This window comes from Flavobacterium sp. FlaQc-28, from assembly GCF_044007415.1.
GTDB lineage: Bacteria > Bacteroidota > Bacteroidia > Flavobacteriales > Flavobacteriaceae > Flavobacterium.
In genome coordinates this window covers 16653-38980 of record NZ_JBIPCM010000010.1, presented here as the reverse complement: position 1 = coordinate 38980, position 22328 = coordinate 16653, and the positions used below count along the sequence as shown (strand labels likewise).

At 32.4% G+C, this 22328-nt stretch carries 25 protein-coding genes; 4 read left to right on the top strand and 21 right to left on the bottom strand.

Annotation, left to right across the window (positions count from 1 at the left end):
- Positions 1-8: 8 nt before the first annotated feature.
- On the bottom strand, positions 9-998 hold the full coding sequence (locus tag ACHRVL_RS20390) for a type IX secretion system membrane protein PorP/SprF (protein WP_395415163.1): 990 nt from the start codon (positions 996-998) through the stop codon (positions 9-11).
- A 143-nt stretch (positions 999-1141) separates the two neighbouring features.
- Between ACHRVL_RS20390 and ACHRVL_RS20385 the strand changes: the two genes are divergently transcribed.
- The 3 genes from ACHRVL_RS20385 (at position 1142) to ACHRVL_RS20375 (ending at position 3502) form a co-directional block, all read left to right on the top strand.
- The gene (locus tag ACHRVL_RS20385) at positions 1142-2041 is read left to right on the top strand and encodes a NifU family protein (RefSeq protein WP_395415161.1); all 900 of its coding nucleotides are present in this window, start codon (positions 1142-1144) and stop codon (positions 2039-2041) included.
- Positions 2042-2193: 152 nt separating this feature from the next.
- Positions 2194-2598: a YtxH domain-containing protein gene (locus tag ACHRVL_RS20380; RefSeq protein WP_395415159.1), complete on the top strand. Its 405-nt coding sequence runs from the start codon at positions 2194-2196 to the stop codon at positions 2596-2598.
- A 91-nt stretch (positions 2599-2689) separates the two neighbouring features.
- Positions 2690-3502: a mechanosensitive ion channel family protein gene (locus ACHRVL_RS20375; protein ID WP_395415157.1), complete on the top strand. Its 813-nt coding sequence runs from the start codon at positions 2690-2692 to the stop codon at positions 3500-3502.
- Between the two features lie 8 nt (positions 3503-3510).
- Here the strand turns inward: ACHRVL_RS20375 and tsaB are convergent, their stop codons facing one another.
- The 8 genes from tsaB to ACHRVL_RS20335 all read right to left on the bottom strand — a co-directional run bounded on the left by tsaB (position 3511) and on the right by ACHRVL_RS20335 (position 11613).
- Entirely contained in the window at positions 3511-4182 is a 672-nt protein-coding gene (gene tsaB / locus ACHRVL_RS20370) for a tRNA (adenosine(37)-N6)-threonylcarbamoyltransferase complex dimerization subunit type 1 TsaB (RefSeq protein ID WP_395415156.1), read from the bottom strand.
- Positions 4183-4204: 22 nt separating this feature from the next.
- Complete coding sequence (locus tag ACHRVL_RS20365) at positions 4205-4477, bottom strand: hypothetical protein (RefSeq protein ID WP_395415154.1); 273 nt, start codon at positions 4475-4477, stop codon at positions 4205-4207.
- A gap of 12 nt (positions 4478-4489) precedes the next feature.
- Complete coding sequence (locus ACHRVL_RS20360) at positions 4490-5782, bottom strand: efflux RND transporter periplasmic adaptor subunit (protein WP_395415153.1); 1293 nt, start codon at positions 5780-5782, stop codon at positions 4490-4492.
- 6 nt (positions 5783-5788) lie between these two features.
- The gene (locus ACHRVL_RS20355) at positions 5789-7171 is read right to left on the bottom strand and encodes a TolC family protein (RefSeq protein ID WP_395415151.1); all 1383 of its coding nucleotides are present in this window, start codon (positions 7169-7171) and stop codon (positions 5789-5791) included.
- 80 nt (positions 7172-7251) lie between these two features.
- Positions 7252-8367, bottom strand: a complete 1116-nt coding sequence (locus ACHRVL_RS20350; RefSeq protein WP_089054449.1) for an efflux RND transporter periplasmic adaptor subunit — start codon at positions 8365-8367, stop codon at positions 7252-7254.
- A 39-nt stretch (positions 8368-8406) separates the two neighbouring features.
- On the bottom strand, positions 8407-9672 hold the full coding sequence (locus tag ACHRVL_RS20345; RefSeq protein WP_089054448.1) for an ABC transporter permease: 1266 nt from the start codon (positions 9670-9672) through the stop codon (positions 8407-8409).
- A gap of 2 nt (positions 9673-9674) precedes the next feature.
- Complete coding sequence (locus ACHRVL_RS20340) at positions 9675-10919, bottom strand: ABC transporter permease (RefSeq protein ID WP_395415148.1); 1245 nt, start codon at positions 10917-10919, stop codon at positions 9675-9677.
- Positions 10912-11613 carry an ABC transporter ATP-binding protein gene (locus ACHRVL_RS20335; RefSeq protein ID WP_089054446.1) on the bottom strand — a complete coding sequence of 234 codons (702 nt, stop codon included), beginning with the start codon at positions 11611-11613 and terminating at the stop codon, positions 10912-10914. Before ACHRVL_RS20335 ends, ACHRVL_RS20340 begins: the two co-directional genes overlap by 8 nt.
- Positions 11614-11790: 177 nt before the next feature.
- Here ACHRVL_RS20335 and ACHRVL_RS20330 point away from each other — a divergent pair, with 177 nt between their 5' ends.
- Positions 11791-13197, top strand: a complete 1407-nt coding sequence (locus tag ACHRVL_RS20330; protein WP_395415146.1) for a DUF4403 family protein — start codon at positions 11791-11793, stop codon at positions 13195-13197.
- Between the two features lie 15 nt (positions 13198-13212).
- Here ACHRVL_RS20330 and ACHRVL_RS20325 read toward each other — a convergent pair whose 3' ends face one another.
- The 12 genes from ACHRVL_RS20325 to gcvH form a co-directional block, all read right to left on the bottom strand.
- The gene (locus tag ACHRVL_RS20325; RefSeq protein ID WP_395415144.1) at positions 13213-13437 is read right to left on the bottom strand and encodes a hypothetical protein; all 225 of its coding nucleotides are present in this window, start codon (positions 13435-13437) and stop codon (positions 13213-13215) included.
- Positions 13438-13471: 34 nt separating this feature from the next.
- Positions 13472-14014 carry a DUF420 domain-containing protein gene (locus ACHRVL_RS20320; RefSeq protein WP_395415142.1) on the bottom strand — a complete coding sequence of 181 codons (543 nt, stop codon included), beginning with the start codon at positions 14012-14014 and terminating at the stop codon, positions 13472-13474.
- A gap of 2 nt (positions 14015-14016) precedes the next feature.
- Positions 14017-14706, bottom strand: coding sequence for an SCO family protein (locus tag ACHRVL_RS20315; protein WP_395415140.1), 690 nt, complete (start codon positions 14704-14706; stop codon positions 14017-14019).
- Positions 14707-14717: 11 nt separating this feature from the next.
- Complete coding sequence (locus tag ACHRVL_RS20310; protein WP_395415138.1) at positions 14718-15374, bottom strand: hypothetical protein; 657 nt, start codon at positions 15372-15374, stop codon at positions 14718-14720.
- Between the two features lie 78 nt (positions 15375-15452).
- The gene (locus tag ACHRVL_RS20305; protein WP_089054440.1) at positions 15453-15803 is read right to left on the bottom strand and encodes a cytochrome C oxidase subunit IV family protein; all 351 of its coding nucleotides are present in this window, start codon (positions 15801-15803) and stop codon (positions 15453-15455) included.
- An 18-nt stretch (positions 15804-15821) separates the two neighbouring features.
- Positions 15822-16808 carry a cytochrome c oxidase subunit 3 gene (locus ACHRVL_RS20300; protein ID WP_395415137.1) on the bottom strand — a complete coding sequence of 329 codons (987 nt, stop codon included), beginning with the start codon at positions 16806-16808 and terminating at the stop codon, positions 15822-15824.
- Positions 16809-16850: 42 nt separating this feature from the next.
- On the bottom strand, positions 16851-17438 hold the full coding sequence (locus ACHRVL_RS20295) for a cytochrome c oxidase subunit 3 (protein ID WP_089054438.1): 588 nt from the start codon (positions 17436-17438) through the stop codon (positions 16851-16853).
- Between the two features lie 6 nt (positions 17439-17444).
- Positions 17445-18347: a heme o synthase gene (cyoE, locus tag ACHRVL_RS20290; RefSeq protein ID WP_089054437.1), complete on the bottom strand. Its 903-nt coding sequence runs from the start codon at positions 18345-18347 to the stop codon at positions 17445-17447.
- Between the two features lie 156 nt (positions 18348-18503).
- Positions 18504-20618, bottom strand: a complete 2115-nt coding sequence (locus tag ACHRVL_RS20285) for an energy transducer TonB (protein WP_395415136.1) — start codon at positions 20616-20618, stop codon at positions 18504-18506.
- 20 nt (positions 20619-20638) lie between these two features.
- On the bottom strand, positions 20639-21382 hold the full coding sequence (deoC, locus tag ACHRVL_RS20280; RefSeq protein ID WP_395415135.1) for a deoxyribose-phosphate aldolase: 744 nt from the start codon (positions 21380-21382) through the stop codon (positions 20639-20641).
- Positions 21383-21501: 119 nt separating this feature from the next.
- On the bottom strand, positions 21502-21885 hold the full coding sequence (locus tag ACHRVL_RS20275; RefSeq protein ID WP_395415134.1) for a VanZ family protein: 384 nt from the start codon (positions 21883-21885) through the stop codon (positions 21502-21504).
- Complete coding sequence (gene gcvH / locus ACHRVL_RS20270; protein ID WP_089054433.1) at positions 21878-22258, bottom strand: glycine cleavage system protein GcvH; 381 nt, start codon at positions 22256-22258, stop codon at positions 21878-21880. The genes ACHRVL_RS20275 and gcvH overlap by 8 nt, the downstream gene beginning before the upstream one ends.
- Between the last annotated feature and the right edge of the window lie 70 nt (positions 22259-22328).

The window sequence follows — 22328 nt, the reverse complement described above, 5'->3', positions numbered from 1 at the left end:
ATATTTTTTTAATTAATTGCAGGACAGTTACAATCGTAACGCTCCTTTTTACAAAATAAATTAATTCCTAAAGTTATTTGATGATATCCTCCAGTATCAAATTTTACATCACCCATAACTTGAGAATAGGTATAAGCAAACATAAAATTTTTATAGTTTACTCCAATAATAGGAGTGAAATATTGTAGTTTTTGAGATGAAACACCACCTCCAGAAGTAAATTGCGCACCATCAAAACTTCTTCTATAAGACAAAGCCGCCCATAGACTTCCAAAATCCATATTTTTGTAAGCTTTCATGTTTAAATCGATTGACTTTTCTTTCGTTTGATCAAACAATTGAAATAAAATTGAAGGCTCCCAAGTAATCTTTTCTCTTTTACCAAATACATATCCAGCACTTAAAAGAAACTTTCGCAAATTATTACTTTCGTAATCTGTATATAACTCTCGTCGTGTTTCAAGCAGCCCCTGAATTGTAGCGTGCGCATAAAAATCAAGAAAATTATACGAAGCACCTATGTCTACATTAAAATAAGAGTCTTTTTGAATTGAACCAAAAACAATAGGATCAAAAGTTCCTCCAAACTTAGTTTCATCTAACTGGCTTTGAATCAATCCACCGCTGATACCAAATGAAAGCTGATTTAAGTCGATTTCATCTCTCGAAAACATAAGGTGATGTGCATATGTAACTTTTACACCTTTTTGAGAATGATACCCGTTTTTATCATTAAAAACAATAATACCTGCTCCTGATCGCTCACCTACTCTGCCATTAAAACTTAAAGTTTGAAGCGAAGGCGCATCTTCTTGACCAAACCATTGTTTCCTAGCTGTCAATCTAATTTTTGCGCAATTTGCAGCTCCTGCCATTGATGGATGAATCAAGTAATAATTATCTGATAAATAATCTGAATAAACCGGAATTCCTTCTTGCGAATAAGAAAAAAAAGTGGTGATTAAAAAAACAAATAAAAACCTGATTCTTAACATCATAATAACCGATGAGTTTACAAATATTTTATACTCTTAATAATTAAGTACGAATTTCTTGAAAAGAGTCATAATTATTTTATTAAAAAATCAAATATAGGTATTAGTAGAAAATAACTTTAGTAAATTTGCAAAAAATTACTACCATGACAAAAATCACTATAAAAGAAACACAAAATCCTACTATATTAAAGTTCGAATTTGAAGACTTCATTACTCAAAATCAAAACTTTGAGTTCAAAAACATCGATGAAGCACAAGCTTCTCCTTTAGCACAGCAATTGTTTTATTTACCATTTGTAAAAACGGTTTATATCTCAGGAAATTTTATTGCTATCGAAAGATACAGTATTGTTGAATGGGATGACGTAAAAGATGCTGTTGCAGAACAAATCGCAGCATTTGTAGACAAAGGCGGTGTTATTATAACAATCGATGAAACTAAGACAAAAAAACAGCCTATTACGGTTTACGGAGAAACAACTCCAAATCCAGCAGCTTTAAAATTTGTGGTAAGCAGAATGCTGACTAGAAATGCAATTGAGTATAAAAACATCGATCAAACGGCTTCGTCTCCGTTAGCACAGGAACTATTTAAGTTTCCTTACGTAAAAGAAGTTTTTATTGATGAGAACTATATTTCTGTTACTAAATATGAAATCAACGACTGGGCAGAAATCACTTTGGAATTAAGAACTTTTATTAAACAATTTATTGAGAATGGCGGAACCGTTTTAGATGAAAGTTTGATCCAGACAGCTACCAAAAACGACGTTACTAAAGATGAGGCGTTTGACAAACTAGATGTTACTTCACAGCAGATTATTAATATTCTTGAAGAATACGTAAAACCTGCAGTTGCTGCAGATGGTGGAAATATCGCTTTTGATTCTTATAATGAAGATGATAAAACGGTAAAAGTGATTTTACAAGGAGCTTGCAGCGGATGCCCGTCATCTACTTTTACTTTAAAAAGTGGTATAGAAAATATGCTGAAAAGTATGCTTAATGATGAAGCCATTAAAGTTGAAGCAGTAAACGCATAACAATAGTTTTGCTTTAAATAAAGAAAAGCGTTCGATAATCTCGGACGCTTTTTTTATATCTCATTGTTTTTCAACAAATTATTAAGCAATCAGATTACTATTTCACGAAAAATTCGTTAATATTGTATTATAAACCAATCAATTAGAAAATTATGGGATTAAATTCATTCTTTAAAAATTTATTTGGCACGGCCAAAGAAACTGTGGTTGATCTGGCTGACCAAGCCGAAAATACTTTTGAACAAGCTAAAGAAGCCGCTGCTCCTTATATTGATAAGGCAGAAACCTTTGCCGATGAAACTATTTCTAAAGTCAAAGAAGCTTCTGAACCTATAATCGCAAATGCCTCTGATTATGCACATCAGGCAAAAGACATTGTAAGTGAGTATGCCGATAAAGCATCTGATGCTTTAGACAATGTGGTTGAGTCTGTAAAAGAAAAAACGAACGAGTTTACCAACAATACTAAAACAATTGCATCAGAAACCGTTGCCGATGCAAGCGAAGCCAGCGCTGCAGAAATAGACAAAATTTCTGATAAAACGGACAAAGATTAAGAATGCATCGCTTTTCTATAAAAAGAAATATTTTTATATTTGCACCACTAATACACCTTCTCTGAGAGAAGGTTTTTTTATTCAAAAAAAGATGAACATGAGTCCAGAACAACTGAGTAATTACGCAGCAAAATTTATTGACATTCTAATCGATTATTCTCCAAAGCTAATCTCAGCCTTTTTAATTTTATTTGTAGGTTTATATGCAATACGATTAATAAATAGAGTTATTCGAAAAATAATGGTTAAGAGAAATCTTGATCCTACTTTAACTAAATTTCTTGCCGACATTTTGTTGTGGGCACTTAGAATTTTATTATTTGTTACTTTTATTTCAAAACTAGGAATTGAAACTTCTTCATTTGTAGCTATTTTAGGAGCTATGGGTCTTGCTGTTGGTTTATCATTGCAAGGATCTCTTTCTAATTTTGCAGGCGGTATGCTGATTATTGTTTTCAAACCTTTTAAAGTAAGCGATACTATCGAAGCTCAAGGAGTTATTGCAACTGTTTTAGAAATTCAGATTTTTGTTACCAAAATGCTTACAGGAAATAACCAAACGGTTTTTGTTCCAAATGGGGCGCTATCAAACGGAACAATTATCAACTACTCAATGCAGGGAGAAAGAAGAGCCGATTTGACATTTTCAGTTTCGTATGATTCTGACATTAAAAAAACAAAAGATATCCTTTTAGATGTTTTAAACAAAAATCCAAATGTACTTAAAACGCCGGCTCCAGAAGTTTTTGTAAAAAATCTGTCAGCCAGCTCTGTTGATTTTGCAGTACGTCCATGGGCAAAAAATGCTAATTATGGTACTGTTTTTTCTGAAACATTAGAGAATTGCAAAACAGCTCTAGATGAAGCAGGAATTTCTATCCAGCCATATACAATTCAAAAATAAAATAAGTGTTATTTTTTTGATGGCAGTGTCATCATAAAATCTTTTAGATAATACGGTTCAAAATAAGCGACATCAACAATGTCGCTTTTTTGATATTTATCATAACTGATTTTACTCATTTCTCTAGCTGACGGATATTTAATTTCTTCTAAAAAGATAAAATTTTCTTTTGTTAAAACAGCTTTGCATTTATCAGCACAATCTCCAACAAAATAAATAGTATCTGTATATTCTGCAAAAGAATCCTCGTTTATAATCTCTGCTTGAATTGGTCTTTCTATTTCAATTTTGGCATTAAAAACAGCGCTGTAGACTTCCATTCTTCTGGCATCAAGCATTGGGATAATTTTTCCCTCAGAAATAGAAACCTGCGAAGCTAAAGTTTGCAAAGTATCAACAGCAATTAGCGGAATATTTAATGCAAAACACAATCCTTTTGCTGCCGAAACTCCAATTCTTAAGCCCGTATAAGATCCTGGCCCTTGACTTACTGCAACTGCATTTAAATCTTGAACTGAAACTCCAGATTCAGCAATAACCTCTTCAATGAAAACGTGCAGTTTTTCAGCGTGTGAGTATCCTTCTTCAGCGATCTCTTTACATAAAATAGTCTCCCCATTTTTTGCAATGGATACTGAACAATTTTTGGTTGCTGTTTCGATATTGAGAATAAAAGACAATGTGTATAATTTTATAATGTTATTAAAATTTTCTAATAAAATAGCTTGAAATTCCGCCAATTAAAAGCATAAAGACAAAAAACAAAAAGTATGCTACAATAAGATTAATAGTGATAAACCCCAAATAAAGAGCAATTTTTTTTAAAGATGAAAAATACACATATTCTTCATTATAGTATGCACTCTGATAGATTCTAAAGTGTATAATTATAAGAAACAAAACTGCAACAATAAATCCCCCTCCTAATCCATAAAGCATTTCTTCAGAAAAACCACCGTGCAGTGCAATCATCATCTCATAAATGCTTTACTTCTTTGGAGCATCCGCTTTTTTAAGCTTCACTTTATCTCCAGAATTTAAATCTTTAGAGACTGTTGTATAAGGACCTGTAATTACAACATCCCCTGTTTTTAAACCAGACATTACTTCGATATTGGTATCATCTTGAATTCCAGTTTTAATGATTCTGATTTTTGCTTTATCTCCTACTTTTACAAAAACACACTCAAACTTTTTATCGCTTTTTGGAGTTGCTTTTTTGTCTTCATTTGGATCTTCAACTTTAAAGTCTTTTACGGCAGTAGTATCTGATTTTACAACTACAGAACTAATTGGCACTGCTAAAACATTAGTTTTAGTTGTAGTAATAATATCAACTGTAGCAGTCATTCCAGGTCTAAAAGGAGAATATGTACTAGGTTTTCCTTCTAATAAATCTTGGTAAGATTCTTTTAAAATACGAACTTTAACTTTAAAATTCGTTACTTGATCTGATGTTAAAGTTGTACTCGCTGAGTTTGAAATACTGGTTACAGTACCTTTAAATTTCTTTTTTAAGTAAGCATCTACTTCAACATTAGCTTCGTCTCCAATTTTTACTTTTACAATATCATTTTCGTTTACATCAACTTCAACTTCCATATTGTTTAGGTTTGCCACCCTCAAAAGCTCTGTACCAGCCATTTGTTGTGTTCCTAAAACACGTTCTCCTAACTCAACATTTAAAACTGAAATTGTTCCGTCTGCGGGAGCGTAAATTGTTGTACGTCCCAAGTTATCACGTGCTTCTGTTACCGATGCTGATGCACTTTGAACATTATAATAAGCATTTTGCTTTGTCGCTTTTGCTACTTCATAGGTTGAAATGGCTTTGTCCCAATCTGATTTTGAAATTACACCTTTATCGTACAACGTTTTATTACGTTCGTAACTTGCTTTGGCTTCTTTAAAACTTGCTTCAGATTGCGTTAAACCTGCTTTTGTTCCAGATAAATTGGCAACTGAACGCTCTAAACCAGAAGTATACAAATCAGGATTTATCTTAACTAGTAAATCTCCTTTTTTTACAACTTGACCTTCTTTTACATTTAAAGCAATAATTTCACCTGAAACCATTGATGATAATTTTACTTCTATTTCAGGCTGAATTTTACCAGTTGCTGAAACTGTTTCAACAATTGTTGATGATGCTACTTTAGAAATTTCAACTTCTTTTCCTTCATCTTTACTTCCTATTACTCCTGCTTTGGAAAGACCAACTAATGCGAAGATAAGTACTACAGCTCCGCCGAGTAAGAAGTAAATTGTTTTTTTTGACATAATAAATTATTTTGAAATAATTGGAACAATTGGAATTCCGAAATAGAATTCGATTATTTTAATCTTAAACATATAATCATATTTCGATCTAATAACATTTGACTGTGCATTTGTCAACAAAGTTTGTGCTTGTGTAAAATCGAATGAATTCATTAAACCAACATCATACTTTTCTTTAGCATAATTATATGCCTGCTGTCTCGCTTCTAACGTTACTACTGTTGACTCATAAGTATTTAAAGCTCCTTTTGCATCTGTAAAAGCAGTATAAACGTTACGTTGCAAATCTAAACTTTTTTGCTCTAAATCTATTTTAGATTTCTCTAAAGTTACTTTGTTTCTTTCAACATTATTTCTAGTAGCGAAACCATTAAATATAGGAACATTCAATTGAAAACCAAAGTTATGTCCTTTATTCTTACTAAACTGATCAAAAATAGGATCAGGTCCAACTGTATAAGGTTTATCATTTGCATCTAGTTTAATCTGATCGCTGTAACTTGCTCTCGTATTAAACCCATAAAAGCCGGTAAGTGTAGGCTGATAAGCTCCTTTTGCAATTGCAACATTTTTCTCAGCAATTTCAAGATTAGTTTGAGCCAATTTTAACTCTGTTCTAGTCTCTTTTGCTTTATTGTAAATATCAATAGGATTTTGCGCCATGATGTTATTTTCATCTTTTGCATTCGTGTCATCAACAACATCAAAATCTGTAAATTCTTTAAGCTGCAAAAGCTGCGCTAAACTTAGTTTTGAGATCAGTAAATTATTCTCTGAAACGGTTATATTTTGCTGATCGGTAGCAACTGTAGCTTTTAAATCGTATAAATCGCCACGCGGAATTGTTCCTGCATTTACCATTTCTTCAGAACGTTTTAAACGCTTTTCATCAATAATAAGCTGCTCTTTTTTTATTTTCAAATCTTCTTTATTCGATAAAATTTGAAGAAAAGCATTTGCCACATTAAGTGAAATATCTTCCTGCATTTTTAACAATTGATATTTTGAAGCTACAATCGATAATTTAGCTTTTCGATATGCGTTTTGATTTTGCAGACCTTTGTAAATATCAACCCCAGCATTAAGTCCTACAGAAGAATATTGCGTAGTTTGATTACGCAAAAGTCCCGTTGTAACATCCTGATTCAAACCAATATTCCAAGAATGCGAAGCATTTCCGCTTACTGATGGTAAGTAGTTGCCAAATGCTCCTTTTTTGTCAATATCAGCTGTTTTAACATCTAGTTCTGTTTGCTTTATAGTTATATTATTATCTAATGCATATCGTACACATTCCTCTAGTGTCCATTGTTTTGTTTGAGCATGCCCTGATAATCCTAAACCGAACAACATGGCGAAAACAAGACTATTATATTTATTTATTTTCATATATTTTGAGTGAAAGTACAGCAGCCAAGCTGCACAAATTTAACATTTTTTAAAACCAAAAAACTTCTTACAATTTCAATCTATTTTTTCTCGCCTTCGTTGATTAAACCTTGGTTCCAGATTTTAATATTATCAGTGTTTTTAATACCACTTTTAACCTGAACATAAATTCCATCGCTTACTCCCAAAACTAAATCTCTTCTTTCGAATTTCTTAGGAGCTGTTTCGACTTCAACATATGGTTTTTGTGTTTTTTTGTCAAACTGAACCAATGACTCTTTTATAGCCATTACTTTATCTGCTTTTTCAAGAATAATAGAGGCATTTGCACTTAAACCAGCTCTAATGAAAGTACCATCATTATTTTCTAATTTGGCTTTAATTTCAAACTGAATTGCTCCATTTTCTGTTACACCTTTTGGCGCTATATCAGTAAGTACGGCTTCAAATTTTTTGTTTTCGATTGCTCCAACTGTAATTTCGATAGGCATTTTCTCTTTAATTTTACCTACTTCAGATTCATCAATTTTTCCAATAAAAATCATTCTTCCAACATCGGCAACGCTGGCAATAGTAGTACCTTCGTTAAAGTTATTACTTTCAATAACCTGATTTCCTACTTTTACCGGAACTGCTAAAACCATTCCGTTTACAGTTGAACGAATTAAGGTATTTGCATAGTTTCCTAATGATGTTGTTGTTCCTGTTTTAACAATATCTAAGCTTTGTTTTGCAGCTAAATAATTTTGCTTCGCTTGTTTGTAAGCTAATTGTGCTGCATCAAAATCATTAGCAGAAATTACATCTTTATCAAAAAGTGTTTTTTGTCTTTGATAAATTTTCTCTTGATTATCTAATGCAATTTTTGCTGTTTGCACTTGATTTTGAGTACTGCTTACATTAGATACATTGGCAACGACTCTAATTTTTGCAATCATGTCGCCTGCCTTGATTTTTTCTCCTGCTTTGATATAAACTTCTTCAATAATCCCTGAAATGTTTGGTTTGATTAAGACTTCTTCATCAGGTTGAATATTCCCAGTCGCAATTGTATTTTTTACAATTGTTTTAATTTCTGCTTTCTCAGTTTTAAATACTATAGGCGGCTCTTGATTCTTTGCGTACAAATAGTAAAGTGCGCCAAAAAAAACTACGGCAATTAAAATTAAAATGGTTACAGTAAATCCTTTTTTCATTTTGTTTTTGGTTTAATCGATTATTTTTGATTGATAATTTTATTCTGTTCGTAAAGCATCTACCGGCTTAACATTAATGGCAGTTTGTGCAGGAATAAAACCTGCCAGCAAACCAGATCCTACTAGTATAAGTAAGGCAACAAATACAACTCCTAAATCCACACTTGGATTTGCAAACATAGTATTACTGCCGGGAGGCATCGAGTCTAAAACCATATTTAAAATCGCAATAATTCCTGTTGCGACGGCTATTCCTAACATACCTGAAATAATAGTTAAAAATATAGATTCAGCTAAAATTTGTCCGCGAATAGCGGCAGGTGTTGCACCCAGCGCTCTTCTAATTCCAATTTCTTTGGTTCGTTCTTTAACCACGATAAGCATAATATTTGAAATTCCGATAACACCAGAAATCAAAACCAGAGTTCCAACAAAATAGGCAATGATTTTCAAAATGTTAAACAAACTTTGTACTTTATTAAATTGCTCATACAAATCAAAATTCCCCACTGCTCTGTCATCAGTTGGATTTACAGAATGAAGCGCTTTAATTAATTCTAGAATTTTTGGTTTTAATGACGTAATCGAAGTTTCATCTTTTGCAGTAATAGCCATCCAGCCCACTTTATCTCCAAAATTAAAAGCCTGCTGAAAAGTAGTAAAAGGAATAAAGATATTCTTTTGCTCCTGCTCTGCATTTCCTCCTTGCTGTTTAGAATTGTAAACGCCAACAACCATAAAGTTTATGCCGTTAATTTTTACATAGGTTCCAATGCATTCCTCTTCTTTGCCATAAAGTTCGCTGATAACTCCTTTACCAATTACCGCAACTTTTCTTCTTTCCTGAATATCCTGCTGATTTACAAATCTACCTTTTATAATATCCATCGGCTGCTGTTTAATCAGCTCTGGATAATCACCATATACAGTAAATGCCGACGTCTTAGTACCACGAACCACATTATTTGTTCCGTTAAAGTCTCCTAACTGATTTCTTGGCGAAACATATAATAAATCTGGCAATGCCGCTTTTAAGGCTGCAACATCACTATTTCTAAAGTCATAACGACGTATTTTCGGAAGTCCTTTATAGGCTTTTGAAGTCGTCTGACTCCACATAAACATGGTATTAGTGGCAATTCCGTCAAATCCTTTTTTAATTCCGTTTTCCAAGCCATTACCTGCAGCAAGTAGAATTACTAGAATAAAAATTCCCCAAAAAACACCAAAAGCCGTCAGAATCGTTCTGAAAGGATTCGCCGTTAAGGCCTGTAAAATCTCGTCCCAATTATCTTTCTTAAACATAATTATTCGTCTCTAAGTGCTACAATAGGTTTAATTTTAGCTGCTCTGTATGCTGGAAAAAATCCAGCAAGCGCTCCCGCAAATACAAGCAGAGCAAGTGTTGTTAATGCCACACTGAAATCTACCTCAGGATTCTGAAAATATTCACTCTGAACCATCGGTCCAACAAATTCTAACAATAACAAACTCGCAAGCAAACCTACAAAACCAGCAATTGTGGTAATAAATATTGACTCGTGAAGAATCATCGTAATAATAGAAAACGGAGATGCTCCTAAGGCTTTTCTAATTCCAATTTCTTTTGTTCTTTCTTTTACAATAATCAGCATAATATTACTAACACCAACAACTCCAGCAATAATAGTACAGATACCAACCCACCAAAAAAACAATCTAATGTATAAATTTAAATCATAAAACTGCTTTGCATCTTTAACCGAATTGTAAACTCCTACTCCACCATCATCATCTGGAGCAACTATATTTTTACTCTTCAATAAATCTTTAAGATCCTGAGTAAATTTTTCAGATTGCGCCAAAGCTTCATCATAATCATTTGTCTTTTTTAAAGTAAAAAACAAATTGCTGATTTTATCTCCGGCCCCAAAGGTTCTTTGTACAGTACTCAATGGCAGATATGCTCTCGTTTCTTCTCTTTCTCCTCCCGGATCACTAAAAATTCCAACTACTTTAAAATTAATTTTATTAATTGAAATTTCTTTCCCAAGAGCTTCTTTGTCTTTAAACAAATCCGTTTTTAATTTCATTCCGATGACAGCAACTTTTTCATTATTCTGTAAATCTTTAGCATTTACATATCGTCCCTGAACTATCGTAAGGTTTTCAACATCGCCATAATCTGGATCAACCCCTCTGTACTGATAATTCCCTGATTCCTTTCCGTATGCAAAAGGCGCTCCCCAATAATTCTGTGTTGAAGCTCTCAAATCTAGTTTATCTTCAAACTTTTGAACCGCTTGATTAAAATCACTGTTTCGATACTGAATTCGTCTTCCCGGATTAAGCCCTTTATACTCCTTTGTTGTTGTACCAGACCAAACCTCAATAAGACCAGCGGCATCACGTTCAAATTGTTTTTCAATACCATTTTGAAGACCTTTACCAGCTCCTAGTAAAATCACCAAAATAAAAATTCCCGAAGCAACTGAAACTCCAGTTAAGAAGGTTCGCAGTCGATTCTTAGAAATTGCCTCAAATATTTCTTGCCAACGCTCAATATTAAACATAAGATGAAGCTCTAACTTGTTCTACTAATTTATCATCGATAATTAATCCATCTTTCAGGACAACATTTCTTTTGCACATTGCGGCAATATCTGGTTCATGCGTAACGATCAAAATAGTCTTTCCTTCGTCGTTAATTCCCTGAATAAGTTCCATAACTTCGTATGAAGTCTTAGTATCCAATGCACCTGTTGGTTCGTCAGCCAATAAAACTTTAGGATTTGATGCCAATGCTCTCGCAATTGCAACACGTTGTTTTTGACCTCCTGAAAGCTCATTAGGCAAATGATGTGAATGTGAACCCAAACCTACTTTTTCAAGATACTTTAAAGCAATATCATAACGCTCTTTTCTTTTTATTCCTTGGTAGTATAAAGGCATTGCAACATTATCAAGAGCTGATTTGTAGTTTATCAAATTAAAGGATTGAAATACAAAACCCAAAAACTTATTTCGATATTTTGAAGCTAAAGTTTCATTTAACTTCTTAATTGGGGTTTTGTCTAAAATATAACTTCCCGAATCTGCCTCATCTAAAATTCCCAAAATATTAAGAAGCGTAGATTTACCAGATCCAGACGATCCCATAATCGCAACTAATTCTCCTTCGGCTATATTAAAATTTATTCCTTTTAACACATGTAACTCCGAACTCCCCATTTTATAGGATTTGTGTAAATCTTTGATCTCGATCATGGTATTGTTAAATTTTTAAACAATAATAATATTTTTTATAAGTAATTTATGATAACAAAACGTTAATAATTTCGTTTCCATATCTAAATAAGACGGCGATCTTAACCAATTGTTACACTTTTTTAAGATAATTTAATTGTTTTCTTAATTTTGTTGCACTTTAAAAATTTAATACAAATGAAATTTCTTTTAAGGTTATCACTATTTACAGTATTTACAGTAATTTCCAGCTGTTCAACAACTCAAAAACTTGAAACACTAAAGCCTGAGCCAGATGACGCAAGCCCGTTGGTTTATGATGCAAACCCGTCTTTTATAAATTTACCAATAACAGTGAAACTCACCGATATTGAAAGCCAGACAAACGCTTTATTAACGGGATTAATTTATGAGGATAATGATATCGAAGATGACGACATTCAAATGAAAATTTGGAAACAGGCTCCTATAAAAATTCAAAATGACCCTGCTAATCCAGATAAAAAAATCAAAACAATTCTGCCGTTAAAAGCCAATATAAAATACAGAATTGGAACCAAGAAACTAGGAGTTGATCTATATGATATCCGCGAATTTAATTTAAACGGCATAATTACTTTATCCAGCGAAGCTGCTTTGACAAATTGGAAATTAAACACCAAAACGGAATTCAAATCACTTGACTGGAACGAAAGTCCTACAATGAGTGTTTTTGGAAAAAACATGCCTATTACTTATTTAATAAATCCTGCTATCTCCATTTTCAAATCTAAATTGGAGCGCAAAATAGATGACGCAATTGAAAAGTCAATGGATTTTAAACCTAATGTTTTATCTGCTTTAGAAAAAATCTGTACACCATTTCAAATGAGTGACACTTATGAAAGCTGGCTGAGAATTGTTCCTGTCGAAATTTACTCGACTAATGCAAAACTTAAAAATGATTCCTTTTTAATGGATATGGGTATGAAATGCAATATGGAAACTATTGTAGGTAAACAGCCCGAATCTAAATTCAATGTTAATAAAATTGTTTTAAAGCCCGTTACAAAAATTCCGAATCAGATTTCAGCAAATATTGCTGCAATCTCGAGCTATGTAGATGCTTCAAAAATTATGACTAGGAATTTTGCCGGACAAGAGTTTGGTTCTGGAAGCAAAAAAATAACAGTTAAAAACGTTACTATTTGGCATAAAGATGGGAAAATGGTAATCGCTCTAGATGTTTTAGGCTCCATAAATGGAACGCTTTATTTGAATGGATTTCCGCAATACAATCCTCAGACTAAAGAAATCTATTTCGACAAACTTGATTACGTTCTAGACACCAAAAGCAAGTTAATGAGAACTGCAAGCTGGCTCGCACAAGGATATGTAATTCGAAAAATGGAACAAAGCTGTCGTTATTCTATACAGCCAAATTTAGAAGAAGGTAAAAAAAACATGGCAGCTTATCTTAAAAACTACTCGCCAATGCCTGGAGTTTTTGTAAATGGAAAAATGGAAGATATTCAGTTTGACAAAATACAGCTGACGAATCAAGCTATAATTGCTTTTATAAAAATCAATGGAACGGTTAATGTATCGGTTAACGGATTGAAATAAAAAAAGGCAGAATAATTATTCTGCCTTTTTCTTTTTAGATTGATACATCTTATAAATAAGATAACCAATTATACCAACAAGTAAATATGGAATAACCATTAAATAAACGATTCCATCATTTACTGCTTCCGCTTTTTTTACATTTGAATCACCGCCAAGTGCTGCTCGACACATTGCACATTGGGCATTTGTAACAACTCCAACAAAGAATAACAAGATTACAAAAGATATTCTCTGCATCCTGAAACTTGAAACTTGAAACTTATTTTTGTTTTTAATTAGCATAATAAGGAGAAATCATTAAATAAACTACAACACCTGTAACCGCAACATACAACCAAAGCGGAAAAGTAATTTTAGCTATCTTTTTATGTTTATCAAATCGCTTTGCAAGTGCTCTTACATATGTGATTAACACTAATGGAATTATTGCAATTGACAACAAAATATGGGTTAATAAAATAAAGAAGTATACATAACGCACTAAACCTTCGCCTCCAAACTTAGTAGAATCTGCCGTCATATGATAGGCCACATACATCACTAAAAAAGCTACGGATAAACCAATTGCTAATGTCATTAATCTTTCATGCAGCTTTCGTTTTCCATTTTTAACGGCAATTACTGCCCAAACTAAAACAACAGCTGTAATACCATTTGTTGTAGCATATATAGGAGGTAAAAAAGAAAGCGGCTCTACATTAATTCCGAAATCTTTTAATTTAATTCCGAATAAAATTGCAACAACCACAGGTATCACAATCGAAACGGCAATAATAAATTTGCTGAACTTTTTTTCTAAAGACTGATCTTCCATTTTTATTCTTCTAATAATATTTTAATATCTTGTTGAATTTCTCTAACTCCTTTTTTATCTAAACCGTCGTAATAAATACTTGGATTACCATATTCGTCTTTTCTACAGCGAATGTTTCCGTCTTTATCTATTAAAGCAAATAAACCTGAGTGCTCAAAACCACCGCTTACTTTTTCATTTTCTCCTGCATAAAGATTAAACCCTTTATTAGATAAATCCATAATTGTAGTTTTATCTCCAGTTAGAAAATTCCAAGTTGATGATTTCACTCCCAATAGCTTTGCATGATCTTTTAATACTTGTGGTGTATCGTGAGCTGGATCAATAGTAATGGAAACTATTCCGAAGTTTGGATTACCAAAAAATGTTTTCTCAATCTCCAACATACTTAAATTCATTTTTGGACAGATTGACGGGCAAGTAGTAAAGAAAAATTCTAATACATAAACTTTCCCTTTGTAATCAGCGTTAGATATTTTAACGTTATCTTGATTTGTCAATTCGAATTTTGGAGCTGGCCCTATGGTTATTAATTTTCCATCTGCTTTAGAATTTTTCAATCCTACATTATCCAAACGGTTTCCTTTTACAACTTCACCATTCTTTATTCTATCTACTATTTTAGGTACTGCATAAATTCCAAAAATTAGAATAATAAATGAAATCCCTATGTATGATTTGTTTTTGAACATTATATATGCGTTTAAAGTTGTTTAGTAGCGTTATGATTCTTTTTTAATGCTGCACGGTATTCGTACAAAATAATTTTAAAATCATCCAGCATTTCATTACTCAATTCTGACGGATGAAAAGTATTATAACCTTCTTTATACTCATCCTTTTTATCTTTGTCTCCGCCTTTACGACCTCTTAAGTTTCTTTCTTTATCTATGATATAAACATTTGGAGTCCCAAGGTTTTTATCTAGTTTTCCTTTTAAATGCAATTGATTGTAAAAAATTTCAATTTCAGCAGGTGGAGCAAAAATAAAATTCCATCCTTTAACATCTGTAAAAGGCTTAAGAGCGTCAAGTACTTTTTGAGCTTCTTCTTCTGTACCTTCTGGACAGACTACTACGAATTGAAGATCTTCAAAACCATAATAACGTTTGTATATTTTTTCGTTGAGATTAAAATAATTTCCTCTGTTACTTAAAATATCAGAACCCGAAAATCCTAAAACCGTAATTTTTTTATCGAGAGAAACTTTTTTGCCATCTAAAGATTTCCAATCTCCAAAATCAGCAATCTTTGGTGTAATTACCGGAAGTGTTGTAAAACTATTTACGCCTGAAGCAAAAAACAAATAGGCTACAATTGGCAAAACAAAAAGTACAAAAAGAACTATATTTTTTTTCATTGTATTAACAGAAGTTATTGAGGTACAAAAATAAAAAAAGCTCCGCAAAACGGAGCTTCTTTTCGAATTAATATCATGTTAAAAATTCCATTTAATAGTAGAATCTTTAAAAACCCCATAAATATAATGCCCTTCTGTTAATAGAATAAACAATAAATATAAAACTAGGAATATAACAGGCGATACAACAGACCATCTAAGGTTGCTTTTTTCACCTTCCATGTGCATAAATGCCCATACTATATAATATGCTTTGAAAATAGTTAAGATATAAAATATCCAGTTTAATAAATTCAAACCAACAAAATGAGTAAGTTCTAATGATTCTGGTTTTAGAATACCTAAAATAACTTCTACTGTAGTTACTACTGATAGTAAAGCGAAAACAAACCAGATTCTTTTTGTATTTGATACGTGCTCGTGTGACATAATAATTAAAATCTAAAATTAAACTAAGTAGAAAACTGTAAATACAAATACCCAAACTAAATCTACAAAGTGCCAGTATAAACCAACTTTCTCTACCATTTCGTAGCTTTTTCTTTTCTCGTAAGTTCCTAATAATACATTAAAGAAAATAATGATATTAATAATTACTCCAGAAAATACGTGGAATCCGTGGAAACCTGTAATAAAGAAGAAGAAATCAGCAAACAACTTGTTACCGTACTCATTTCTAATCAAGTTTGCACCTTCTACTACATATTTTGCACTTGCTAAATGAGTTTCAGATTCTGCTCTATTTAGAATAGTTTTCTTCTTTTTCTCAGTAAGCTTTTCTGTTCTGATCAATAATTCAGGATGCGCTTTAAATCCTGCTTGAACTTCGGCAACTGTGTATGATGGCAATGCATGAGCATCTTCCATGAACCAAGTTGTTTTATTTCTTGTCAAAGCTTCTCTTTGTTCTGGTAATTTTACAGCAAAATCTGCAAGAGCAACTCTTTTACCGTCTTTGTCAACAAACTGTAATAAACTTCCTCCCACTGTTTCAACTGCACCGTACTCACCTTTAATGAAGTTTTTCCACTCCCAAGCTTGTGAGCCCACGAAGATTAAACCTCCAATAATTGTTAAGAACATGTAAATTGCAACTTTTGTTTTCTTTAATTGATGCCCTGCATCAACAGCCAAAACCATTGTTACAGATGAAAAAATCAAAATAAAAGTCATTAAGGCTACATAATACATAGGAGCCGAAACACCATGCATAAAAGGAAAGTGTGTAAACACATCATCAGCCAATGGCCAAGTTTCAATAAATTTAAATCTAGAAAAACCATAGGCTCCTAAAAATCCAGAAAAAGTCAAGGCATCTGATACGATAAAAAACCACATCATCATTTTACCATAACTTGCTCCTAGTGGCTGAATCTCATGACCGCCTCCCCAAGTTTTTTCGTCGTTGTTTGCAGTAGTAACTGTCGCTCCCATAAAAGATATTCGTTAAAAAGTTCCCAAATTTACGTTTTTTTCTTATTTAAAGAAATATAAAAATAAAAATAAATATAACCATAATAAATCCAAAAAGTGCCAATACATCGCACCTAGTTCTATTCCAAGAGTTTGAGTCGAATTGTATTTTTGTTTAAAATGATTATAAATTATAATTAAAAGTGAAATTAACCCTCCAGCCAAGTGCAATAAGTGCGTAACGGTTACTACATACAAGAAAGTTGTAGTAATTGAGCTACCTTCTCCTGTAAAATAATACCCGCTTTGAACAATTTGTCCAAAACCAGCAAATTGCAGCACAACAAACAAGATTCCTAAGGCTAATGTTCCTAATAAAAAAGCAGTTGTAGCGCTTCTATTTCCTTTTTGAATGGCTTTTTTAGCCAAATAAAAAGTAACACTGCACCCAATGATAACTGCTGTACTATAATAAAACGCTGTTGGCAATTCAAAATTCTTCAACCAGTCAGCTCTTGACTTACTCACCACAAATGCACTTGTAAGTCCAGCAAACATCATGGTCATACTAACCATTGCGAACAACAAAATCAACTTAGCTGATTTTGATTTCCTTACTTGCTCTTCACTTTTTGTCATTGTCATTTCCATAAATAACTATCTTAAAAATTTATCTACTATATATACTATCTGCAACAGCGAAATATAAGATACACTAACTAACATTAATGTTCTTGCTGCTTTTGCAGTTCGAAGCTGATACAAACGAACAGCAAAAAATAACATCCATAAACCTAATAAAAACACTAGAACTGCAGCAATTGGCGAAATAAACAATTGCCCTGTATATCCTAAAACCGGCAGTAATGAAGCAATAATAAGCCAAACTGTATATAGAATAACCTGCAGAGCTGTCCCTTTATCCTTTTTTCCGGTTGGAAGCATAAAGATTCCTGCTTTTTCGTAATCTTCATATAAAAACCAGCCAATTGCCCAAAAATGAGGGAACTGCCAGAAAAATTGAATTAAAAATAATGTGCCTGCTTCTATGCCAAATTCTCCTGTTGCAGCAACCCAGCCTAACATAAAAGGAATTGCTCCGGGAAATGCACCTACAAATACAGACAATGAAGTTACTGTTTTTAATGGTGTATAAATACTTGTGTATAGAAATATTGAAATTGCAGCAAACATTGCTGACTTAGCATTTATTGTATAAAGCAATGAAATACCAATAATGGTAAGTAAACTAGCAACAATTAACGCTGTTGTTGGCGACATACGTCCTGAAGAAACTGGACGATTTTTTGTACGATCCATTAAAGAATCTATATCTTTTTCGATTACTTGGTTAAAAGCATTTGATGCTCCAACCATACAATAACCTCCAACTGCCAAAACCGCCAAAACACTCCATTTAAAAGGATGCTCATCATTTACACCTAGTAAATATCCCGCAATTGAAGAAAACAAAACACTAATAGCCAAACCTGCTTTAGTAATCTCTTTGAAATCCTGAAATATTGCTTTTATTGAAAATGTTTTTTTTGAAGCGTTCAATACCGTAGTGTTTGTATTTTTTTTGAGTGGTGCAAATGTACAAATTTGATTGTAGAATTTAGAACTATAAATTTAGATTTTTTTCAATAAAACTGTCCCAAATCAAGAAGTTTCAATTCTTTAACACAATTACTTCGAAAAATCTTATTAAAAATTCTAATAATCGAAGTACCAATTAAAAATATCAGAGCGTAATCCTACCGTAAACCAAGTCGTATTTTGTTTAAAAGTTGACGCAGTTTCTTTTGTTGGATCAAAATTTCTATAAATAAAATTCCCAAATAACTTTAAATTAGTAATTGGATTTATTAAATAACCACCTTGAATATCGCTAATAAAAACATTTGTTTTATTTCCCTGCCCTACTTTTACACCAGTATTATAAGGTCTTTTTTCATCATAACCTTTATAAATATTTCCACCATAATTGTAATTGTCTTCTGCGGAGTCAAAATCTAATCCTCTTGTACCAGTTGTAATTTTGGCATCTGCAAAAATACGTCCTTTATGATAACGCGCGATTGCGGCTAGTTCTTCAAAATTACCTCCCCATTGATGCCCAATACTTTGATTATTGTGTCCGTAGTTTGTAATTACAGCACTGTGCGAGTATACATAAGGTCGAACATGATTATATTCTAATTGCAAAAACAGGTCTTTTACTTGAAATGCATTATAATATTTAGCACCAATTTGACTTCCAAATTTATTCTTCCAACTTTTATTTGCGGCTTTTACATCTGATACGGAAAATTCATCTATTAAAAACTGTCCGTATAAATTGATCTGATTATTCCATTTGTACTTTGACGTTATCCCTAAAAGTGCATTTCCGCTTTTTGAGGAAGATGTAAATTCAACTGTGCGATAAAAAATAATTGGGTTTACAAAATTAACATCAAATCCTCTATTATTAGAATCTGTCCAAACCACAGATTCAAAAAAGCCAAAATTTAATTTGTTTGAAACATTCCAGCTTAAGTAATGATTTGCCATAAACTTTGATGCATATGTTTTCTCGATTGTTGCTTCTGGACGAACATCCTTAAGCCACATATATGTATTGGTATATTTTATCTTCCAAAAAGTAGTATTAATTTTAAAATAAGGATATGGACTGGCTCCATCACTTTCAAGTAAAGAGCGATAGCCGTCTCCAATAAAATTTCTTCCGTAACCCAACTGAAAATCGAAAACTTTACTTGGTGTAAAAGTTATATCAGCTTCTGCCAAAGGAAAATCGTAAGCATCGGTTTTAAATCGCTTGGCAATTCCAACTCCTGGAATAATTGCAGAATTTCCTCCAGACGGTTTTATCGATTCGGCATAATCATTAAAATAACCTGCAAAACGACCTTGACTTTCAAAAACTGTTGTAGTGAAATTAATTTGCTTTCCTAATCCTCCTCTAAAATTCAACGCACGAGTATTTACATAAGTATATGAAGCATCAATATCTGATGCTTTTCCCATTTGCAAATCAACAATTGGATTTAATGCCAACCAATAATCTTCTCCTTGAATTTGAACCATATTTTCATTCCAAAATTTTCTCCCTAACCAAGTCGAAATGTTTTTTTGAAGTGATTGATTTACTGCTTTCAGATTATAATATCTAGACACTTCTGTGTAAGTATAGGGTTTTGAAGCTGTATGATTATTAATTCCAACTTGATTCAAAGCTCCATCAAACTGCGCATAATAACTGTGTGAAAAAGGCACATTTAAATGACTTTCAAACTCAGGCATTTTGTACTTTTTATAGACTATACTGTCTAATTCTGTCATAGGTTTTTCGACCGGTCTTAAAATCTCGTCGACAGCCAAAGCTTCTTGAGCTATTTGATCTGCGTTTTTTAAAGGTATGTCAATGGAGATGGTATATTGAGAGTAAGTTGGTTTTCCACTATAAGTAGAAGGTTTTATTTTAGGAAATTTACTAAAAACGCGTTTGGCTTCATCAGACAATAAATCATTTGCTGCATTTACATAAATTACTTTAAAACTGCCATTGGCATCAACTTCAAAAAGCACTTTAACTTCTCCTTCATAATTGTTGTGTTGAAGATTTTCGGGAACTTTAAAATTATTAAATACAAAATCCTGAACTTCTTTATAAAAGCAGTTTTCAAGACTTTTAGATTGAAGATTTTCGCAATTTGAAAAGACCGGAAATTGCTCTGCAGAAAAACTAGTTTTTACTTTTGTTTCTTGCGAAAAGAGAAAATTAGAACATAAAAGAGCAACAACAAGCAAAAAAATCTTGTTCACGTAAATTTAGACTTAAATAATTAATACTGATTTGTAGTATTGCCACCGTCTGAAATTACTTTTGCTGCTGAAGTTCCAATACGTTTAACTCCTAAACGAATCATTTCGACTGCATCTTCATAAGAACGAACGCCGCCTGCAGCTTTTACAGACAATGGAGATGCATTTTCTAACATTATAATTACGGCAGGAATTGTTGCACCATTTGGCAGATCATTTTCGGTTTTATAAAATCCTGTCGAAGATTTCACAAAAACTGACGCATAATCTTCTTCATTAAAATTGGATACAACTACATTTTTTATAAGTGACGAAATTTGAATAATTTCTTTTTCATTCAAAGCTGCAACTTCTATAATCCATTTTACGGTTTTATTGTTTGCCAGCCCAATCTGAGTTCCTATTAGAACTTCTTGTTTCACTAATTCAGTATTACCATTTTTGAAAGCTTCATAATTGCAAACAAAGTCCAAATCGTCGGCTCCATTTTCAATTGCTTCATTGGCTTCTTTTATCTTAATTTCTAAACTTGATTTTCCTTCTGGAAAATCTATTACGGTACCAACAAGTAAAGCTGAGTTTGCTTTTACGATCATTTCTTTGGCCATAGCCACAAAATTTGGCCTGATCATAATTAATTTAAACTTCTCCTGAATTGCTTCTTCAATTGCTTTTTTTACGACAATAGTATTCTCTTCTTCCGTAAGTCCGGCTTGGGAAGCTGTTTTTAAATAAGTTGAGTCTAAATATTGCTTAACATTCATAATTTTTAAATTAGATCGAATTCTACAAAAATACATTAAAATTCTGACAAAATATTTTTTTTTACAAATCTTTATTTTTAAGCCATAAAAAAAACCCACCGAAGTGGGTTACTATATTCTTACATTTTGTCAATCTGTTTTTTGAAAGCTATAGCAGAAAAAACTGCTACAATTGCGCCTAATGCATTTGCTAAAATATCTGTTACATCTGAAGCTCTTGTAACGGTTATAATACTTTGCAAAATTTCGATTGTAATTCCGAAAAAAACGGAGAATATAAACGAAATCAAATAGGCTTTATAATCATCTGCTTCTTTTCCTTTGAGTTCTTTTTTGAAAAAACAGATCCACGAAATTGTAAATCCAAAATGAAAACAAAAGTGCACGATTTTATCTATACTCGGAAAATTGACTACTGGTATTTTGCTCGAATCTATCAAACAAAAGTATGCAATAATTCCCGAGCAAATAATCGCCCAGATTAAAAGGATTTGTTTAGGCACCTATTAATTGTTTGTATGCTTCATCAGACAATAATGATTCTATTTCTGAAGCATCTGCAATTTTTATCTTAATCATCCATCCTGCTCCGTAAGGATCAGAGTTTACTGTTTCTGGAGCGCTTTCTAAACTATCATTAAAAGCAATAATTTCTCCTGTTAAAGGCAAAAACAAATCTGAAACTGTTTTTACAGCTTCAACTGTTCCAAAAACCTCGTCTTTATCAAGTGTTTGATCTAAAGTTTCTACTTCAACATACACAATATCTCCTAACTCTTTCTGTGCGAAATGAGTAATTCCTACTGTTGCAACATCTCCTTCGATGCTAACCCATTCGTGATCTTTTGTGTACTTTAAATTTGCTGGTATGCTCATAATTGTGTGTTTGAAAATTGATAATTTAATAATTCTGCAACAAATGTAATAATCTTCTAAGAAATTCCTG

What these genes read in the sequence shown, in the direction of transcription:
- ACHRVL_RS20390 (WP_395415163.1), bottom strand. Translation starts at nt 998, where the DNA reads ATGATGTTAAGAATCAGGTTTTTATTTGTTTTTTTAATCACCACTTTT.
- ACHRVL_RS20385 (WP_395415161.1), top strand. Translation starts at nt 1,142, where the DNA reads ATGACAAAAATCACTATAAAAGAAACACAAAATCCTACTATATTAAAG.
- ACHRVL_RS20380 (WP_395415159.1), top strand. Translation starts at nt 2,194, where the DNA reads ATGGGATTAAATTCATTCTTTAAAAATTTATTTGGCACGGCCAAAGAA.
- ACHRVL_RS20375 (WP_395415157.1), top strand. Translation starts at nt 2,690, where the DNA reads ATGAACATGAGTCCAGAACAACTGAGTAATTACGCAGCAAAATTTATT.
- ACHRVL_RS20365 (WP_395415154.1), bottom strand. Translation starts at nt 4,477, where the DNA reads ATGATGATTGCACTGCACGGTGGTTTTTCTGAAGAAATGCTTTATGGA.
- ACHRVL_RS20360 (WP_395415153.1), bottom strand. Translation starts at nt 5,782, where the DNA reads ATGTCAAAAAAAACAATTTACTTCTTACTCGGCGGAGCTGTAGTACTT.
- ACHRVL_RS20355 (WP_395415151.1), bottom strand. Translation starts at nt 7,171, where the DNA reads ATGAAAATAAATAAATATAATAGTCTTGTTTTCGCCATGTTGTTCGGT.
- ACHRVL_RS20350 (WP_089054449.1), bottom strand. Translation starts at nt 8,367, where the DNA reads ATGAAAAAAGGATTTACTGTAACCATTTTAATTTTAATTGCCGTAGTT.
- ACHRVL_RS20345 (WP_089054448.1), bottom strand. Translation starts at nt 9,672, where the DNA reads ATGTTTAAGAAAGATAATTGGGACGAGATTTTACAGGCCTTAACGGCG.
- ACHRVL_RS20340 (WP_395415148.1), bottom strand. Translation starts at nt 10,919, where the DNA reads ATGTTTAATATTGAGCGTTGGCAAGAAATATTTGAGGCAATTTCTAAG.
- ACHRVL_RS20335 (WP_089054446.1), bottom strand. Translation starts at nt 11,613, where the DNA reads ATGATCGAGATCAAAGATTTACACAAATCCTATAAAATGGGGAGTTCG.
- ACHRVL_RS20330 (WP_395415146.1), top strand. Translation starts at nt 11,791, where the DNA reads ATGAAATTTCTTTTAAGGTTATCACTATTTACAGTATTTACAGTAATT.
- ACHRVL_RS20325 (WP_395415144.1), bottom strand. Translation starts at nt 13,437, where the DNA reads ATGCAGAGAATATCTTTTGTAATCTTGTTATTCTTTGTTGGAGTTGTT.
- ACHRVL_RS20320 (WP_395415142.1), bottom strand. Translation starts at nt 14,014, where the DNA reads ATGGAAGATCAGTCTTTAGAAAAAAAGTTCAGCAAATTTATTATTGCC.
- ACHRVL_RS20315 (WP_395415140.1), bottom strand. Translation starts at nt 14,706, where the DNA reads ATGTTCAAAAACAAATCATACATAGGGATTTCATTTATTATTCTAATT.
- ACHRVL_RS20310 (WP_395415138.1), bottom strand. Translation starts at nt 15,374, where the DNA reads ATGAAAAAAAATATAGTTCTTTTTGTACTTTTTGTTTTGCCAATTGTA.
- ACHRVL_RS20305 (WP_089054440.1), bottom strand. Translation starts at nt 15,803, where the DNA reads ATGTCACACGAGCACGTATCAAATACAAAAAGAATCTGGTTTGTTTTC.
- ACHRVL_RS20300 (WP_395415137.1), bottom strand. Translation starts at nt 16,808, where the DNA reads ATGGGAGCGACAGTTACTACTGCAAACAACGACGAAAAAACTTGGGGA.
- ACHRVL_RS20295 (WP_089054438.1), bottom strand. Translation starts at nt 17,438, where the DNA reads ATGGAAATGACAATGACAAAAAGTGAAGAGCAAGTAAGGAAATCAAAA.
- deoC (WP_395415135.1), bottom strand. Translation starts at nt 21,382, where the DNA reads ATGAATGTTAAGCAATATTTAGACTCAACTTATTTAAAAACAGCTTCC.
- gcvH (WP_089054433.1), bottom strand. Translation starts at nt 22,258, where the DNA reads ATGAGCATACCAGCAAATTTAAAGTACACAAAAGATCACGAATGGGTT.